Below are 16,436 nucleotides of genomic sequence, written 5' to 3' on the forward strand. Positions count from 1 at the left end.
CTCTGCACGCCCCCGTGTGCAGAGCACGACGATTCGTGGGAGGGGCCGCGGTCGGAGGGGCCGCGGTCGGAGGGGCCGCGGCCGGAGGGGCCGCGGTCGGAAGGGCCGCGGCCGGACGGGACGGGGACCCCCGGGGACGCGACGGCGCCCGCCTCCCCGGAGGGAGACGGGCGCCGGAGGTGCCGGGAGCGGTGCCCCGCGGTCAGAACCCGCCGTGCGGGGACTCGAACGCGAACTGGCGGCCACCCATCCGCACGGCCATGCCCGGGGTGAGCCGCACCGGCTGGTGCGGCACCAGCGACGACCAGCCCGGCGCCCCGCGCGGGGCGACCAGGGTGCCGTTGGCCGAGCCGGTGTCGAGCAGCAGCACGTCCCAGCCCTCGAGCCGGATCTCCGCGTGGTGCCGGCTGACCCCGCCGGTGTGGTCGACGACGAGCAGCGGCCGCAGCAGCCCGGACGCCACCCGCTCGTCGGTCTCGGGCTCCCGGCCGAGCAGGTAGTCCATGTCCAGGCTGACGGTGGCGCCGTCGTCGAAGACCAGCAGCCCCAGCGGCGGGCGCACGCCCTCGATCAGGACGGCGGTCTGCTGCGTGGTGCGGATGCCGCAGAGCGCGCAGAAGCCGGCGCGGGGGTCGTTGAGGTGCCCGTTCTTGCAGAGGATCCCCTTGACCGTGGCGCGGCCGTCGTCGGGCTCCTCCGCGCCGGCCGAGGCGGGCTCCGCGCCCGGCGTCGGCAGCGGCTCGCGGGGAGGCTCCGCCTCGGCGGGCCCGCCGAACAGCAGCGTCGACTTCTTCGGCGCCGGCAGCTCCACGACCGGCGCCGGCGGCTCGGCGGCCACCGGGGCGGCGTGCCCGTGGTCGTGACCGGCGTGGTCGTGACCGGCGTGGTCGTGACCGGCGTGGTCGTGACCGGCGTGGTCGTGGTCCGCGTGCGCGGGAGCGGGACGGGCGGCGGGCTCCTCCGCGGGCGGCGGAGGCGGCGGCGGCGAGCCCGCCGGGGTGCGCGCGGGCCGTGGCGGGACGAGCGGCAGGCCCGGCTTCGCGGCGTGCGGCGCGGGCAGGCGCACCATCGTCGTGCCCGACGGCGGCGGCGCGGGGGCCACCGACGGCGCGGGCGCGGGCGAGAGCACCGCGGCCGCGCCGGGGACCGCGCCGGCCTCGAGGTCGGCCAGCGGGTGCGGCGCGGAGTCGGCCGGCGACCCGGCCGACAGGTGCAGCGCCGCGGGCGGCCAGGTGACGAAGCGGTCGAGCACGAGGGTGCCGTTGTCGAGCTTCTCCCCCTGCTCCGGCGTCAGCCGCAGGCCCAGGTCGGGCACCTCGGCGGTGCCGCCGCCGGCCAGCACGAGCGCCAGCCCGTCCTCGGTCGCGGCGGCCACGGCGAACGACGGCGGCTCGGCGACCGTGCCGAGCCAGCTGCGCAGCTCCTCGTGCAGCCGGGTGCCGGGAGCCCGGCTGCCGGCCGCCGAGACGCGGCGGCACAGTTGCACGAGCTCCCCGACGACGGCGTCTCCGGCCGGGGCGGCCGCCGGCGGCGCCGGGACGGGCGCCGGTCCCCAGCCGACCAGCGCCGGCCGGGCGGGCGCGGGGGCGGCACCGGCCGGCCGGGGGGTCACGCCGACGACGAGCAGCACACCGGGGACCCGGACGACGAGGTCGGGGCCGGGGGCGACCCGGACGGCGACCTGGTCGAAGGGCGGCACCGTGGCGGGCGCCCCGCTGGTGCCGGTGAGCGGTGGGGTTGGAGCCGACATCAGATGAGCCTCCCACCGTTGATCCGCCAGTGGATGAAGGGGACGCGCATCGGGCCGTTGGCCACCAGCCACACGATCAGCCAGGTGCTGGCGAAGTGGATGACGAACGCGGCGCCGGGCAGCGAGCCGATCCAGGTGACCCCGCCGGCGAAGAGGAACCACACCAGCAGGCCCTCGGGGATGCCGGTGAGCAGGCCGAACAGGGTCGGCCAGTCCTTCTCCCACCGGAACTGCTGGATGCCGTGGTAGAAGAATTCCCACAGCACGCCGAGCACGAGGGTGACCAGCAGGACGGAGAAGGTGGCGCCGTAGGACGCGGCGAGCGTCGTCCCGGTCGGCAGGACGGGGGTGATGAGCAGGGTCCAGATCGAACCGACCACGGCCAGCAGGAAGACCCTGGTCTGGATGCGGCCGTTCAGGGTGGGCAGCACGGTTGTCTCTCTCGGTCGTCGCGGGTGTCGGGGTCGGGCCGGTCAGATCTGCTTGTTGCGGACCCACTTCCACCACTGGCTGGTCGACCGGCCCGGGCCGAGCTTCTGCGCGAAGCCCGCCCGGATGAGGTCGTCGGCGATCTCCTGGGCGGCGATCTGCAGGCCGAAGAAGGTGTCGACGCCAGGGAACGGGCCGCCCAGGGTGGCGCTGCCGGAGGCGTACATCTTGCCGCCGTTGCGGGTGCCGGTGACCTCGAAGTCGCGCTGCACGTCGAGCCGGCCGACCGGGTTGCGCTGTGCGTTCGAGTGGTCGAGCAGGTCGGCCAGCAGCCGGTGCTCGCGGATGTCGGCCTCGAGGCCGGTGCAGTCGATGACGGCGTCGAAGGTGCCCACCTGGCGGCCCTGGTCGGGCGTGGTGACGGTGACCTCGACCAGGTCGCCGACGGGCTTCATCTCGTCGATCTTGCCGATCATCACCCGGTACCAGCCCTCGGCGCGGCCGCGCCGCAGCTGCTCCTGCCAGTCCCGCCGGACGGGCGTGTTGGTGCCGCCCATCTCCTCGTACAGGCGCTTGCGCTCGGCGCCCTCGCTCTTGCGGACCTGCTGCTTGAGCTGCCCGCCCCACACCGACTTGGGGTAGTTGAAGCCCTGGTAGGCCCAGCCGTCGGCGCCCTTGCGGCGCTTGAGGATGCCGGTGCCGTGCGGCTTGTCCACGTAGGTGCGGAACAGGTGGACGATCTGGGTCTGCAGGCCGCGGGCGTCGCGGTCGTCGATGAGCCGCTGCAGCACCCGCGAGGCGACGATGCCGCCGCCGCGGATGAGGATCGTGCCGGGGCGCTGGTGCAGCCGCTCGTACACGTGCTCGTGCCGCTCGTAGGCGTTGACCACCTTCGAGTAGTCGTTGTGCTCGGTGCGGTAGCGCTGCAGGTCGGGGAGGAACTTCAGGCCCGGGTAGCCGACGGCGATGTGCACCCACTGGCTGCGGTAGGCGATCCGGCGGGTCGGCGTCGCGCCCTCCGGCGGGGTCAGGATCGTGAAGTACCCGCCGCCCGCGCGGCGCCGGACCATCCGGACCTGGCCGTGCACGACCATCTCCGGGTACCGGATCCGGTGCATCTCCTTTTCCATCGACTCGAACGCGTGGCCGGCCTTCGGCGTGTAGTAGTTCGCGAAGATCGGCTCGACCAGCACGTTCCAGGCCTGCTTGACGTTGCCCTGCAGCGCCTCGCGGATGGCGTAGCTCGGGAAGCCCCAGATGTTGTCGGGACACGACGAGGAGTCCGACCGCAGCCGCTCCCCGCGGGGGATCTGCGACACCGTCGTCAGGTACTCGTAGCTCTCCCACGGGGTGCGCAGCGGGGTGAGCACCCGCATCGCGCTCGTGGGGACGCCGCAGATGCGCAGGTAGTCGACGGTGACGAAGGAGCCGATGCCGCCGCCGACGGTCACGAACGGGACGTCGACGATCGGGATGCCGGCCTCGGCCAGCATCTGGTCGGTCCAGACGTCGGTGGCGACGAGGGCGTCGGTGAGGTCGCCCGGCTGCGCCGGGGCGGGGGCGTGCTGGGGGGAGATGGTGCGCTCGCTCACGGGGGGTTCTTCCGTCCTCTGTGGGGAGCCGCCACTGTCGGGGCGACCTCGCGGGACTGTCAACGGATTCCCGCACGGGTCCTGCGACCTGTCGGCGCAGGTCCCGGCGGCGTCCGCGGCGGTCCCGCGCAGGCACCCGCCGCCTACACTCCGCGACGTCCGTCGTGGCCGGCCCGGGGCCCGCCACCGCCGCGGGAGGCCAGGGTGGAACAGCGCCAGTTCGGTCCCTACCGGCTCGAGGAGCTCATCGGCCGGGGCGGCATGGGCGAGGTCTACCGGGCCTTCGACACCGAGCACCAGCGGACCGTGGCGCTCAAGGTGCTCACCGAGAGCCTGGCCGCGGACCGCGCCTACCGCGAGCGCTTCCGCCGCGAGGCGCACGCCGCGGCCCGGCTGTCCGAGCCGCACGTGGTGCCCATCCACCGGTACGGCGAGTTCGACGGGCGGCTGTTCCTCGACATGCGCCTGGTCCGCGGCCGCGACCTCGCCACCGTGCTCACGGAGGAGGGCCCGCTCGCGCCGGCCCGCGCCGTGTCGGTCGTCGGGCAGGTGGCGCACGCACTCGACGCCGCGCACGCCGAGGGCCTGGTGCACCGGGACGTGAAGCCGAGCAACGTGCTCGTCTGCTCCACCTCCGGCGAGCCGGCCGAGGACGACGACGAGTTCGTCTACCTCGTCGACTTCGGCATCGCCCGCTCCGTCGGCACCGACGGCGGCACCACCGTGCTCACGCAGGCGGGCTCGGCGGTCGGGTCCTTCGACTACATGGCGCCCGAGCGCTTCCTCGAGCGGCCGGCCGACGCCCGCGCCGACGTCTACTCCCTGGCCTGCGTGCTGTTCGAGGCGCTGACCGGGCGCCGCCCGCACCTGGCCCGCGACCTCGCGCCGCTGATGTGGGCGCACCTCAACGACACCCCGCCGCCGCTGTCGCGGCTGCGGCCGGGGATCCCGGCGGGGCTGGACGACGTCGTCGCCCGCGGGCTGGCCAAGGACCCCGACGACCGCTGGCGCTCCGCCGGCGCGATGGCCTCCGCCGCCCGGCGCGCGCTGGCCGCGCCGGCGCCCGTCCCCGCCGCCGTCCCACGGGCCGGCACCGCGCCGCTCCCGCCGTCCGCGCCGCGGCCCGTCCCGCCGTCCGGGTCACCGTCCGTGTCGCCGTCCGCGCACCCGTCCGTGCCACCCGCCCCGCGGCCGCTCCCCCTCGCCGGCCCGGCACCCGTCCCCTCCCCCGCCCGGCGTCGGCGTCCCGTGCTGCCGGCGCTGCTGCTCACGGCGGCGGCGCTGCTGGCCGCGGCGGTGCTCGTCGTCGCCCTGGTCGCCGGGTCGGGCGGCGCGGCCGCGGCGGACCCGCCGGAGCGCCCGACCGCCGGACCGCAGCACGACGCGCTGCTAGCGATCGTGCCCGCCGACTTCGACCCGTCCTCCTGCCGGCCCGCGCCGTCGGCCGGTGACGGCGACGTGGCCGCGGTCGACTGCGGCCGGTCGGCCAGCGAGACCGGCCCCCGCACCGCCCGGTTCTTCCTCTACCCCGACGGCGCGACCGCCGACGAGGTCTTCACCGCCGACGTCACCGGCCTCGGGCTGCCGGCGCTGGAGAACGGCGCGAGCTGCCCGGCGTCGCAGGGCCACCAGGACTGGACCGTCGACGACGTCGTCATGGGGCAGGTGGCCTGCTACGTCGACGAGACCAACACCGCGGTGCTCATCTGGACCGAGACCGACGACGCCACCGAGGCGGTGGTGACCGTCCGCAACGGCGGCACGGCGGGCCTCGCCATGCTGGTCGAGTGGTGGAACGAGGCCGACCTGTCGGGCTTCGGGGCCTGAGCCGGACGCCCGCTCAGGCCTTGCCGAACCGCCGCTGGCGGGACGCGTACTCCTCGCACGCCGCCCACAGGTGCCGGCGGTCGAAGTCGGGCCAGAGCGTGTCGAGGAAGACGAACTCCGCGTAGGCCGACTGCCACAGCAGGAAGTTGCTGGTGCGGTTCTCCCCCGAGCTGCGCACGAACAGGTCGACGTCGGCCATGTCCGGCTCGTCGAGGAAGCGGGCGACGGTGTCCTCGTCGACCTTGCCCGGGTCGAGCCGGCCGGCGGCCACCTCGCGGGCGATCGCGGCGGCGGCGTCGGCGATCTCGGCCCGGCCGCCGTAGTTCACGCACATGGTGAGCGTGAGGACGTCGTTGTCGCGGGTGAGCTCCTCGGCGACCTCGAGCTCCTTGATGACGCTGCGCCACAGCCGCGGGCGGCGGCCGGCCCAGCGCACCCGCACGCCCAGCTCGTGCATCTCGTCGCGGCGGCGGCGGATGACGTCGCGGTTGAAACCCATGAGGAAGCGGACCTCCTCGGGGCTGCGCCGCCAGTTCTCGGTGGAGAACGCGTAGGCGCTGATCGCCTTCACGCCGAGCTCGATGGCGCCCTCGACGCAGTCGAACAGCGAGGACTCCCCCGCCTCGTGGCCGGCCGTGCGGGGCAGGCCGCGCTCCTTGGCCCACCGGCCGTTGCCGTCCATGACGATCGCGACGTGGCCGGGCACCCGGTCGGCGGGGATCGCCGGTGGGCGGACGCCGGAGGGGTGCGGGGTCGGCGCCTTCACCTCACGCCTCACGGAGCAGGTCCACCTCCCGCCGCGGGGCGACGTCGGAGCGGTCGACGAGCGGCAGTGAGCGCAGCCCGCGCTCGAGGTGCCACTGCAGCAGTGCGGCGACCAGGCCGCTGCCCTCGCGGCACTGGGCCCGCTCGCTGGCCTCGGCCGTCTCCCAGTCGCCGGACAGCAGGGCCTCCAGGTGCTCGATGGTGACCGGGTTGGGCATCGCCGACCCGGTCGGGCGGCACTCGCGGCAGACCGAGCCGCCGGCGGGGACGGAGAAGTGCCGGTGCGGGCCCTCGACGCCGCAGCGCGCGCAGTCGCCGAGCGCGGGCTCCCAGCCGGCCACCGACATCGCGCGGAGCAGGAACGCGTCGAGCACCAGGCCCGCCGGGCGGGTGTGCTCCGACAGCGTCCGCAGCGCACCGACGACGAGCAGGAACATCCGCAGCGAGGGCTCCTTCTCCTCCGCGGTGAGCCGGTCGGCGGTCTCCAGGACGGCGGTGCCGGCGGTGTAGGCCGGGTAGTCGCCGACGATCGCCGGGCCGTAGGAGCGGATGGACTCCGCCTGGCTGACGATGTCGAGGGTGCGGCCGGTGTAGAGCTGCAGGTCGACGTGGCTGAACGGCTCGAGCCGGGCGCCGAACTTGCTCTTGGTGCGGCGCACGCCCTTGGCGACCGCGCGCACCTTGCCGGTGCGGCGGGTGAGGACCGTGACGATCCGGTCGGCCTCGCCCAGCTTCTGGGTGCGCAGGACGATCCCCTCGTCGCGGTACAGCGACTTCGGCGTCGTGCTCATGTCAGGGTGCTCACGTCAGTACCCGAGCCTGTTCAGCTTCTTCGGGTCGTCCTGCCACTCGCCGAGCACGGTGACGTGCAGGTCGAGGTGGACGCGCGCGCCGAGCAGCTGCTCCAGGCCCGCGCGGGCCTCGGTGCCGATCGCCTTGATGACCGAGCCGCCCTTGCCGAGCAGCATCGGCTTCTGGCTGGGCCGCTCGCAGTGCAGCAGCGCGTGCACCTCGACGAGCTCCGCGCCCTCCCGCTTGGGATCGGGCCGGCGGTTGAGCTCCTCGACGGTGACGGCCAGGGAGTGCGGCACCTCCTGGAACACCTTCTCCAGCGCCGCCTCGCGGATGAGCTCGGCGATCTGCCGGTCGGTGTCCTCGTCGGTGACCTGCTCCTCGGGGTACAGCGGCGGGCCTTCGGGCAGCAGGCCGACCAGCAGGTCCTCCAGCAGCTCGACCTGGTCCCCCTTCACCGCGCTCACCGGCACGACCTCGGCGGCCTCGACCAGCTGGCTGGCCGCCACCAGCTGCTCGGCGACCTGCTTCTTCGAGGCGGCGTCGGTCTTGGTCACCACGACGACGACCGGCGCCCTCACCTCCCGCAGCTGGCGGGCGATGAACCGGTCACCGGTGCCCACCGGCTGGTCGGCGGGGATGCAGAACACCACGACGTCGACCTCGGACAGCGTGTCCCGGACGACGTCGTTGAGCCGGCGGCCGAGCAGGCTCTTGGGCTTGTGCAGGCCGGGGGTGTCGACCAGCACGAGCTGACCGGCGGGCCGGTGCACGACGCCGCGGATGGCGTGCCGGGTGGTCTGCGGGCGGTTGCTGACGATGCCGACCTTCTCGCCGACCATCGCGTTGGTCAGCGTGGTCTTGCCCGCGTTGGGACGGCCCACCAGACAGGCGAAGCCGCTGCGGTACGGCTGGTCCGGCGTGCTCACCGGCCCAGTCTCCCACTGCGTGATGACATCGTCGGCCTACCGGCCGACAGGGCGGCCACGTGCCGTCCCCCACAGGCGTGGAGCCCCACGACCGCTCCTCGCGGAGGCCTCCGGCCCCCACTCGTCGCGGTCACGCGGTGGTGCGGAGCACCCCGTCGGGGCCGGCGAGGTGCACGGGCGCCGACGGCGTCAGGTCGTGCACGGCGGCCAGGCCGTCGGCCTCGACGGCGTCGGCGGCGGACACGACCGCCGCGGCCTCCAGGCCCTCGACGCCGCTGGACACCGCCGCGGCGACGGCGGCCTGCAGCGCGGACAACCGCAGCGAGGGCAGCGCCACCGACGCGGCGACGTAGGTGCGCCCGTCGGTGTCGCGGACCGCGGCGCCCTCCGGCGCGCCGGTGCGGCCGCGCGCGGAGCGGGCGAGGGTGACGAGCTTGGCGTCCTCGGGCTGCAGGTCGGGCACCGGATGAGTGTCCTACCGGTGGATCCGGCCCTCGCGCAGGGGCCCGCCGCGAGCCTGCGAGCGGTGGGGGCGGGAAGGTCCCTCAGGAGCCTTCCACGTCAGCTCTCGGCGCCGGCCGGGACCTCCGCGCGGGTGGCCCCCGACTGGGCGTCGGGATCGGTGTCGGGCGCCTTCGTGACGACGATCGTGTCGATGCGGTTGCGCCGCCCGCCGGTGCTCTCCGCGACCAGCCGCAGCCCCGCCACCTCGGCCGACGAGCCCTCGATCGGCACCAGGCCGAGCTCGCGGGCGAGCAGGCCGCCGACGGTCTCGACGTCGTCGTCGGAGGGCAGCTCGACGTCGAACAGCTCGGCGAGGTCCTCGACCGGCAGGCGGGCGGTGATCCGCACCGAGCCGTCGTCGAGGCGCTCGACCGGCGGGCGCTGCACGGCGTCGTGCTCGTCGGCGATCTCGCCGACGATCTCCTCGAGGATGTCCTCGATGGTGACGAGACCCGCGAACCCGCCGTACTCGTCGACGACGACCGCGATGTGGGTGCGGCGGGCCTGCATGTCGCGCAGCAGCTCGTCGACCGGCTTGGACTCCGGCACGAACGCCGGGAGGCGCATGAGCTCCTCGACCCGCGGGCCGCGGCCGTCGCCGAGGTTCTGCGACCGGCGGACGAGGTCCTTGAGGTAGACGATGCCGACGACGTCGTCGACGTTCTCGCCGATCACCGGGATGCGGCTGAACCCGCTGCGCAGCGCCAGCGCCAGCGCCTGCCGGACGGTCTTGGTGCGCTCGATCCACACGACGTCGGTGCGCGGCACCATGACCTCGCGGGCGATGGTGTCGCCGAGCTCGAACACCGAGTGGATCATGTTGCGCTCGCCGGACTCCACGACGCCGCGCTCCTCGGCGAGGTCGACGAGCTCGCGCAGCTCGACCTCGGTGGAGAACGGGCCGTCGCGGTAGCCGCGGCCGGGCGTGATGGCGTTGCCGAGCAGGATGAGCAGCGTCGCGACCGGCCCGAGCAGGCGCACCAGCAGCCGCACGACCCCGGCGGTGGCCAGCGCGATCGGGTAGGCGTGCTGGCGACCGAGCGTGCGCGGGCCGACGCCGACCAGCACGTAGCTGACGACCACCATGACGCCGGCCGCGGCGAGCACCGCCTGCCAGCCCGTGCCGAGGGCCCGCACGAACAGCACGGCGACGAGCACCGCCGCCACCATCTCGCAGGCGATCCGCAGCAGGAGCAGCAGCGCGACCGCGCGGGCGCGCTCGCCGAGCACCTGCTCCAGGCGCGGCGCCCGGCGGACGCCGTCGCGCCGCAGCTCCTCCACGCGGGCCGGTGACACCCGCTGGAGCGCGGCGTCCATGGCGCCGAAGGCACCCGCCAGCGGCACCAGGCAGACCGCGACCACCAGCAGGGTGACCGCGCCGGCGCTCATCGGGACCCGGGTCCCCGTTCCGCCGGCTCGCCGGTGACCGGCTGCCGCGGGGCCGAGCGCCAGCCCTCGAGGAGGCGGGTCTGCAGGCCGAACATCTCCCGCTCCTCCTCCGGCTCCATGTGGTCGTAGCCGAGCAGGTGCAGCACGCCGTGCGTGGCGAGCAGCAGCAGCTCGTCGTCCATGGAGTGCCCGGCGGCGCGGGCCTGCCGGACGGCCACCGAGGGGCACAGCACGACGTCGCCGAGCAGCGCGGGGCCGGGCTCGGGGTCGTCGGGCCGGGCCGTGTCGAGCTCGTCCATGGGGAAGGCCAGGACGTCGGTCGGGCCCTTCTCCCCCATCCAGCGCTCGTGCAGCACCGACATGTAGTCGGGGTCCACGCAGAGCACCGACAGCTCGGCCATCGGGTTGACGCCCATCTCGGCGAGCACGAACCGGCAGATCCCGGTCAGCTCCGCCTCGTCGACGGCGATCTCGGACTCGTTGGCCACCTCGACCGGCACGGCGGTCAGCTCCCCTGCCGGCGCGGCCGCGCGGGGCGGGCGGGCACGGCGGGACGGCCGGCGCCCTGCTGGTGGGCGGCGTCCCAGCGCTCGTAGGCGTCGACGATGTCGCCGACCAGGCGGTGGCGGACGACGTCGGAGCTGGTCAGGTTGGCGAAGTGCACGTCCTCGACGCCGTCGAGGATCTCCCGCACCACCTTGAGGCCGCTCTGCGCGCCGCCGGGGAGGTCGACCTGCGTGACGTCACCGGTGACGACGATCTTCGAGCCGAAGCCGAGGCGGGTGAGGAACATCTTCATCTGCTCGGCGGTGGTGTTCTGCGCCTCGTCGAGGATGACGAACGCGTCGTTGAGCGTGCGCCCGCGCATGTAGGCCAGCGGGGCGACCTCGATCGTCCCGGACTGCATGAGCCGCGGGATCGACTCCGGGTCGACCATGTCGTGCAGCGCGTCGTACAGCGGCCGCAGGTAGGGGTCGATCTTCTCGCTGAGCGTGCCGGGCAGGTAGCCCAGCCGCTCGCCGGCCTCGACCGCGGGCCGGGTGAGGATGATCCGGTTGACCTGCTTGGTCTGCAGCGCCTGCACGGCCTTGGCCATCGCCAGGTAGGTCTTGCCGGTACCGGCCGGGCCGATGCCGAAGACGATGGTGTGCTGGTCGATCGCGTCGACGTAGCGCTTCTGGTTCAGCGTCTTGGGCCGGATGGTGCGGCCCCGGCGGCTGATGATGTCGAGGCTCAGCACGTCGGCCGGGCGCTCGGAGCCGCCGCTCTTGAGCATGCCGATGACGCGGCGCACCGAGTCGGGGCGCAGCGCCTGCCCGGTGCCGAGCAGCGCGATCAGCTCGTCGAAGACGCGGACGGCGAAGGCGTTGTCGGCCGGCTGCCCGGTCACGGCGATCTCGTTGCCGCGGACGTGCACGTCGGCCTCGAGCTCACCCTCGACCAGGCGCAGCAGCTCGTCGCCGGAGCCGAGCAGGGCGACCATCGAGACGGAGTCCGGGACGGTGATGGTGGCGCGGACGGGCGTGGTCGCCGCGAGCGCTGTCGTGGGGGTGGTGGTGGCGCCGTCCGCGGCGGCGGCCTGCGCGGAGGCCTCACGCGAGGTGGGGGCGCCCACCACGGGGACGTTCGGGGAGGTGTCGGGCAAGAACCCTCGACCCTGCCTTCCTGGCACGGGGATGAGACCCCCTCGACTCTACCCGCGCGGGTCGAGCGGGAATCCCGCCCCGACGGGGGTCACCGGCCCCGGTAGCCGGCCTTCCCGGGCCCGTCCTCGAGGAAGGAGACGACGGCGCCGCGGAGGTCCTCGGTGGCGAACAGCGGGCCGGAGACCTGCGGCGTCACGTCGTCGGCGGCGCGGGCGCCGTGCCGCACGGCGGTGGTCACCAGCCGCTTGGTGGCCGCGTGGGCGACCGTGGGTCCGGCGGCGACCCGGCGGGCGTACGCGCGGGCCGCCTCGGCGAAGCCCTCGTCGGGCAGCACCCGGTTCACCACGTCCCAGCGCTCGAGCACCGCGGCCGGGTAGCGCTCGCCGGTGAAGATCAGCTCCTTGGCCCGCGCGGGTCCGGCGCGCTCGGCCAGCCGCTGCGGCCCGCCCATCGACGGCGTCAGCCCGACGACGATCTCGACCAGCCCGAACGACGCCCGCTCGGCGGCCAGCAGCACGTCGCAGGCCAGCGCCAGCTCGAACGCGGCGGTGAGTGTGAGCCCGTGCGCGGCGAACACCGTGGGCACCGGCAGGTCCTCGACCGTCTGCGCCACCCGCAGCAGCCGGGCCCACAGCGCCGCCCCCTCCCCGGCCGGGTCGGGGCCCTCGGCGATCGCCCGGAAGGCGGTGACGTCGACCCCGCCGGAGACGACCTTCCCGCGGGCCTCGACCAGCACGGCGCGGGCGCGGTCGGCGCGGCCGGGCGCGGTGAGCGCGGCCAGCTCGGCGGCCACCTGCTCCAGCGCGGCGAAGACCGACTCGTCGAACAGGTTCAGCGGCGGCCGGTCCAGCACGACGACGGCGACGTCGCCGTCGCGCTCGATCCGGACGGGGGCGACGGCGCTGTCGGTCATGGCGGCCACCCTGCCAGCCCGGGCGGGTGCCCTCCCCGGCGGCTCAGCCCGGGGGCCAGCCCAGCGAGCGGCCGCCGAGGACGTGCAGGTGCAGGTGGTGGACGGTCTGCCCGGCCGCGGGGCCGGTGTTGGCCACCAGGCGGTAGCCGGGCTCGGGCCCGTCCTGCGTCGCGAGGCCCTCCTGGACGGCGACGGCGTGCGCGGCCGCCACGACCTCGGCCAGCAGCTGCGGGTCGGCACCCACGAGCAGCCCCGCCGTCGCGTGGTGGTCCTTCGGGATGACCAGGACGTGCGTGGGGGCCTGCGGGTTGACGTCGCGGAAGGCCAGCGTGCGGTCGGTCTCGTGCACGACGTCGGCGGGGATCTCCCCGGCCACGATCCGGCAGAAGAGGCAGTCGCTCACCTCCCCGACCCTAGGGGGCGGCGGCGGGCGCTGCGGGCCAGGATGGCCCGGTCAGCGCCCCGACCCGCAGGAGGTCCCCCGTGCCCGTCCCCCAGCCGCCCAGTCGGACGTAGTGACCGTCCGCAGCGCTCTCCGGTCGGGGAGCCCCAGTGTCCGCCCGTCCCGCCGCGCGTTCCTCGCCGGCACCGCTCTCGCCCTCGCGACCGCCGCCTGCGGCCGCTCCTCCCCCGTCGGCGCCGCCCCGTCGTCGGGCGGCACGCCGACGATGCGCATCGGCGCCATCCCCGACCAGGACCCCGAGGTCCTGCAGCGCCTGTACGCCACCGTCGCCGGCGCGATGTCGGCCGCGCTCGACCTCGACGTCGTCTACTCCCCGGTCACCGACTACGCCGCCGCGGTCTCCCTCTTCCGCACCGGCGACCTCGACCTCGTCTGGTTCGGCGGGCTCACCGGCGTGCAGGCCCGTCTGCAGGCGCCCGGCGCGCGGCCGGTCGCCCAGCGCGACATCGACGCGGCGTTCCACTCCGTGTTCGTGGTGAACGCCGCGGCCGGGCTCGCGCCGGCCGACGACCTGCGCCCGCTGGCCGCGCTGCGGTTCACCTACGGCAGCGAGACCTCGACGTCGGGCCGGCTGATGCCCGCGTACTACCTGCAGCAGGCCGGCGTCGACCCGCAGGGCTTCCCCGGCGGGCCGGGGTTCTCCGGCTCGCACGACGCCACGATCGCGCTGGTCGCCTCGGGCAGCTACCAGGCCGGCGTGCTCAACGAGCAGGTGTGGCGCTCGCGGACGGAGGAGGGCGCGGTCGACCCCGCCGTCGTCGGGTACGCCCGCACTCCCGCCTACTCCGACTACCACTGGCTGCTCGGCCCCCGCGCGGCCGAGCGGTTCGGCGACGACGTCGCCGAGCGGTTGACCGCGTTCTTCACCGGGCTGTCGGCCGACGACCCGGACGACGCCGCGGTGCTCGACCTGTTCGGCGCGCGGTCGTTCATCCCGGCGCGGGCCTCGGACTACGACCGGATCGAGGAGATCGGCCGCAGCCTGGGGCTGGTCAGCTGACCGCCGTCCTCCGGCTGGCCGGCGTCACGGTCCGCTTCGGGGCGGCGACCGCGCTCGACGGGGTGGACCTCACCGTGCGCCCGGGCGAGCGGGTCGCCGTCGTCGGGGCCTCGGGCGCCGGCAAGTCGACGCTGCTGGCCGTGGCCAACGGCGGGGTGTCGCCGTCGGCGGGCGCGGTGGAGGTGCTCGGCTGCGACCCCTCGGCGCTGCGCGGGCGGGCGCTGCGCCGGCTGCGGGCCCGCGTGGGCACGGTGCACCAGTCGCTGGAGCTGGCCGGGCCGCTGCGGGTGGTGCACGACGTCAACGCCGGCCGGCTCGGCGCCTGGTCGGCGGCCCGCGCGGCGTGGCCGCTGGTGCGGCCGCAGGGCGTGACGGAGGTGCTGGCCGCGCTCGACCGGGTGGGGCTGGCCGACCGGTTCTTCGACCGCACCGACACGCTCTCGGGCGGCCAGCGGCAGCGGGTGGCCGTGGCGCGGGTGCTCGTGCAGCGGCCCGAGCTCGTGCTGGCCGACGAGCCCGCGTCGGCGCTGGACCCGCTGCTCGCCGACCGGGTCCTGGGGTTGCTGGCGGAGACGGCCGGGCGCGGCGGGGCCCTGGTCGCGGCGCTGCACGACCCGGCGCTGGCGCTCCGGCACTGCGACCGGGTGGTGGGCCTGTCCGGCGGCCGGGTGGTGCTCGACGCCCCGGCCGCCGCGCTGTCGGCGCCCGACCTCGCCGCCTTCTACGGGACGCCGGCGTGACCGCCGTGCTGTCCCCGCCGGCGACGGCGGCACCATCGCTGCGGCGCGACCGGCGGCGCTGGGCGTGGGGGCTGGCCGCCCTGGCCGCCGTCGGCTGGTCGCTGGCCGCGGCGCTCGACGGGGAGGTGCTCAACCCGGCCGGCGGCGCCCAGGCCGGCCGGTTCGCCGCGGCCGCGCTGTCCCCCGCGCTCGACGGCCCCTTCCTCGGCGTGCTCGGCACCGCCGCGCTGGTCACCCTCGCCTACGCCGTGCTGGGCACCGCGCTGGCGCTGCTGCTCGGGGCGCTGGGGGCGGTCGCGGTCGCGCGCACCGCCTGGGGCCGGCGGCGGCTGGGCTGGGCGGCGGCCCGCGCCGTGCTCGCCGTCCCGCGCGGGCTGCACGAGGCGGTGTGGGCGCTGCTGCTGGTCAACGTGCTCGGCCTCGACCCGTGGGTGGGCGTGCTGGCCATCGGCGTGCCCTACGGCGCGGTCACCGCGAAGGTGTTCGCCGACCTGCTCGACGAGGTGCCGCGCGGCCCGTACGAGGCGCTGCTGGCGCAGGGGGCGGGCCGGGTCCCGGCGGCGCTGTACGGGCTGCTGCCGCGGGCGGCCGGCGGTCTGCTGTCCTACGCGTTCCACCGGCTGGAGTGCGCGGTGCGCTCGGCCGTGGTGCTCGGCCTGATCGGCGCCGGCGGGCTGGGCTACCAGCTGGCGCTGTCGTTCGCGTCGCTGCGCTGGGCGGAGGTGTGGACGTGCGTGTACGCGCTGGCGCTGCTGTGCCTGGCGGCCGACGTCGCGGGGCGGGCGGTGCGCCGCCGGGTGGCCGCGCCGCGCCGGCGGGCCGGGGTGCTCGCCCGCGACCGGGTGCTCACCGCGGCGCTCGCCGGGTCGACGGCCGCCGTCGCCTGGGCGTGGTGGTACCTGGCGCCGACGCCGGCGTCGCTGGGATCGGCCCGCACCCGGGAGCAGGCCGCGTACGTGCCGGGCGCCGCCTGGCCCCCGGCGGCCGACGGCGACCTGCTGCGCGAGGTGGGCCGGCTCGCCGTCGTCACGGTGCAGATGTCGGTGCTGGCCGTGGCGCTCGCGCTGGCCGGGGCGGTGCTGCTGGCGGGGGTCGCGGCGCGGCCGCCCGCGGCCGGTCCCGGGCGGCGGGTCGCCGGGGCGCTGGTGCGGGCGGCGCTGCTCGTGCTGCGGGCGGTGCCGCCGCCGGTGTGGGCGCTGGTGTTCCTCTTCGTGCTGCTGCCCGGCGTGCTGCCCGGGGCGCTCGCGCTCGGCGTCTACACCCTCGGCGTGCTCGGGCGGCTGGCCGGCGAGGCGGTCGAGGAGGCCGACCCCCGCCCGCGGGCCGCGCTCACCGCGCTGGGCGCCCGGCCGGCGTCACGGGTGCTCTACGGGGTGGCGCCGCGCGCGGCGGGGCCGGTGCTGGCGTTCGCGCTGTACCGGTGGGAGGTCGCCGTCCGGGACACGCTGCTCGTCGGGCTGCTCGGCGCCGGCGGGCTCGGCGCCCTGCTCGCGTCGCGGCTGGCCGTGTTCGACTGGCCGGCGGTCACCACCGTGCTGCTCGCGACGATCGCGCTGACCCTCGCCGTCGACCTGGTCAGCGACCGCGCCCGCCGCGCCCTGCGCTGAGCGCGGCGGAGCGGGGCCCGGAGGGTCCCCGACGGCGTGCTCGGACTGTGTGCCGCGACGCGGGGCCCGGAGGGCTCCCGGCGCGGTGCA

At 75.9% G+C, this 16,436-nt stretch carries 16 protein-coding genes; 4 read left to right on the forward strand and 12 right to left on the reverse strand.

The features are described 5' to 3' along the window. Positions 1 to 202 precede the first annotated feature (202 nt). Genes WA616_RS07345 through WA616_RS07355 form a run of 3 tightly spaced genes read right to left on the reverse strand, consistent with a single transcriptional unit; the run spans position 203 to position 3,771 of the window. Positions 203 to 1,750, reverse strand: a complete 1,548-nt coding sequence (locus WA616_RS07345; RefSeq protein ID WP_336028633.1) for an FHA domain-containing protein — start codon at positions 1,748 to 1,750, stop codon at positions 203 to 205. Next, positions 1,750 to 2,181 carry a hypothetical protein gene (locus WA616_RS07350; RefSeq protein WP_336028634.1) on the reverse strand — a complete coding sequence of 144 codons (432 nt, stop codon included), beginning with the start codon at positions 2,179 to 2,181 and terminating at the stop codon, positions 1,750 to 1,752. The genes WA616_RS07345 and WA616_RS07350 overlap by 1 nt, the downstream gene beginning before the upstream one ends. A gap of 42 nt (positions 2,182 to 2,223) precedes the next feature. Then, positions 2,224 to 3,771 (reverse strand): hypothetical protein, encoded by a 1,548-nt coding sequence (locus WA616_RS07355; protein ID WP_336028636.1) that lies wholly within the window; start codon positions 3,769 to 3,771, stop codon positions 2,224 to 2,226. A gap of 204 nt (positions 3,772 to 3,975) precedes the next feature. Between WA616_RS07355 and WA616_RS07360 the strand changes: the two genes are divergently transcribed. Next, a complete protein-coding gene (locus WA616_RS07360) occupies positions 3,976 to 5,598 on the forward strand; it encodes a serine/threonine-protein kinase (RefSeq protein WP_336028637.1) in 1,623 nt (540 codons plus the stop codon). A gap of 13 nt (positions 5,599 to 5,611) precedes the next feature. On the opposite strand, the gene WA616_RS07365 is transcribed toward WA616_RS07360, so the two are convergent. The 9 genes from WA616_RS07365 to WA616_RS07405 all read right to left on the reverse strand — a co-directional run bounded on the left by WA616_RS07365 (position 5,612) and on the right by WA616_RS07405 (position 12,939). Next, positions 5,612 to 6,376 carry an isoprenyl transferase gene (locus WA616_RS07365; protein WP_336028638.1) on the reverse strand — a complete coding sequence of 255 codons (765 nt, stop codon included), beginning with the start codon at positions 6,374 to 6,376 and terminating at the stop codon, positions 5,612 to 5,614. Then, on the reverse strand, positions 6,366 to 7,154 hold the full coding sequence (gene recO / locus WA616_RS07370; RefSeq protein WP_336028640.1) for a DNA repair protein RecO: 789 nt from the start codon (positions 7,152 to 7,154) through the stop codon (positions 6,366 to 6,368). Before recO ends, WA616_RS07365 begins: the two co-directional genes overlap by 11 nt. A gap of 15 nt (positions 7,155 to 7,169) precedes the next feature. Then, entirely contained in the window at positions 7,170 to 8,084 is a 915-nt protein-coding gene (gene era, locus WA616_RS07375) for a GTPase Era (protein WP_336028642.1), read from the reverse strand. Between the two features lie 130 nt (positions 8,085 to 8,214). Then, entirely contained in the window at positions 8,215 to 8,547 is a 333-nt protein-coding gene (locus tag WA616_RS07380) for a cytidine deaminase (protein ID WP_336028643.1), read from the reverse strand. Between the two features lie 98 nt (positions 8,548 to 8,645). Next, positions 8,646 to 9,977 carry a hemolysin family protein gene (locus WA616_RS07385; RefSeq protein ID WP_336028645.1) on the reverse strand — a complete coding sequence of 444 codons (1,332 nt, stop codon included), beginning with the start codon at positions 9,975 to 9,977 and terminating at the stop codon, positions 8,646 to 8,648. Beyond that, positions 9,974 to 10,477 carry an rRNA maturation RNase YbeY gene (ybeY, locus tag WA616_RS07390; protein ID WP_336028646.1) on the reverse strand — a complete coding sequence of 168 codons (504 nt, stop codon included), beginning with the start codon at positions 10,475 to 10,477 and terminating at the stop codon, positions 9,974 to 9,976. Before ybeY ends, WA616_RS07385 begins: the two co-directional genes overlap by 4 nt. Before the next feature lie 5 nt (positions 10,478 to 10,482). Further along, positions 10,483 to 11,592, reverse strand: coding sequence for a PhoH family protein (locus WA616_RS07395; protein ID WP_442901982.1), 1,110 nt, complete (start codon positions 11,590 to 11,592; stop codon positions 10,483 to 10,485). A gap of 119 nt (positions 11,593 to 11,711) precedes the next feature. Beyond that, entirely contained in the window at positions 11,712 to 12,536 is an 825-nt protein-coding gene (locus WA616_RS07400; protein ID WP_336028648.1) for an enoyl-CoA hydratase/isomerase family protein, read from the reverse strand. A 43-nt stretch (positions 12,537 to 12,579) separates the two neighbouring features. Continuing rightward, on the reverse strand, positions 12,580 to 12,939 hold the full coding sequence (locus WA616_RS07405) for a histidine triad nucleotide-binding protein (protein WP_073419186.1): 360 nt from the start codon (positions 12,937 to 12,939) through the stop codon (positions 12,580 to 12,582). Between the two features lie 112 nt (positions 12,940 to 13,051). On the opposite strand from WA616_RS07405, the gene WA616_RS07410 reads away from it, so the two are divergent. The 3 genes from WA616_RS07410 (at position 13,052) to WA616_RS07420 (ending at position 16,346) form a co-directional block, all read left to right on the forward strand. Continuing rightward, on the forward strand, positions 13,052 to 13,999 hold the full coding sequence (locus WA616_RS07410) for a putative selenate ABC transporter substrate-binding protein (protein WP_336028650.1): 948 nt from the start codon (positions 13,052 to 13,054) through the stop codon (positions 13,997 to 13,999). Positions 14,000 to 14,061: 62 nt separating this feature from the next. Then, positions 14,062 to 14,739: a phosphonate ABC transporter ATP-binding protein gene (locus tag WA616_RS07415; RefSeq protein ID WP_336028651.1), complete on the forward strand. Its 678-nt coding sequence runs from the start codon at positions 14,062 to 14,064 to the stop codon at positions 14,737 to 14,739. Continuing rightward, the gene (locus tag WA616_RS07420; protein WP_336028653.1) at positions 14,736 to 16,346 is read left to right on the forward strand and encodes a PhnE/PtxC family ABC transporter permease; all 1,611 of its coding nucleotides are present in this window, start codon (positions 14,736 to 14,738) and stop codon (positions 16,344 to 16,346) included. The genes WA616_RS07415 and WA616_RS07420 overlap by 4 nt, the downstream gene beginning before the upstream one ends. The last annotated feature ends 90 nt before the right edge of the window (positions 16,347 to 16,436 follow it).

Source organism: Geodermatophilus sp. FMUSA9-8 (assembly GCF_037034165.1).
GTDB classification, from domain to species: domain Bacteria; phylum Actinomycetota; class Actinomycetes; order Mycobacteriales; family Geodermatophilaceae; genus Geodermatophilus; species Geodermatophilus nigrescens.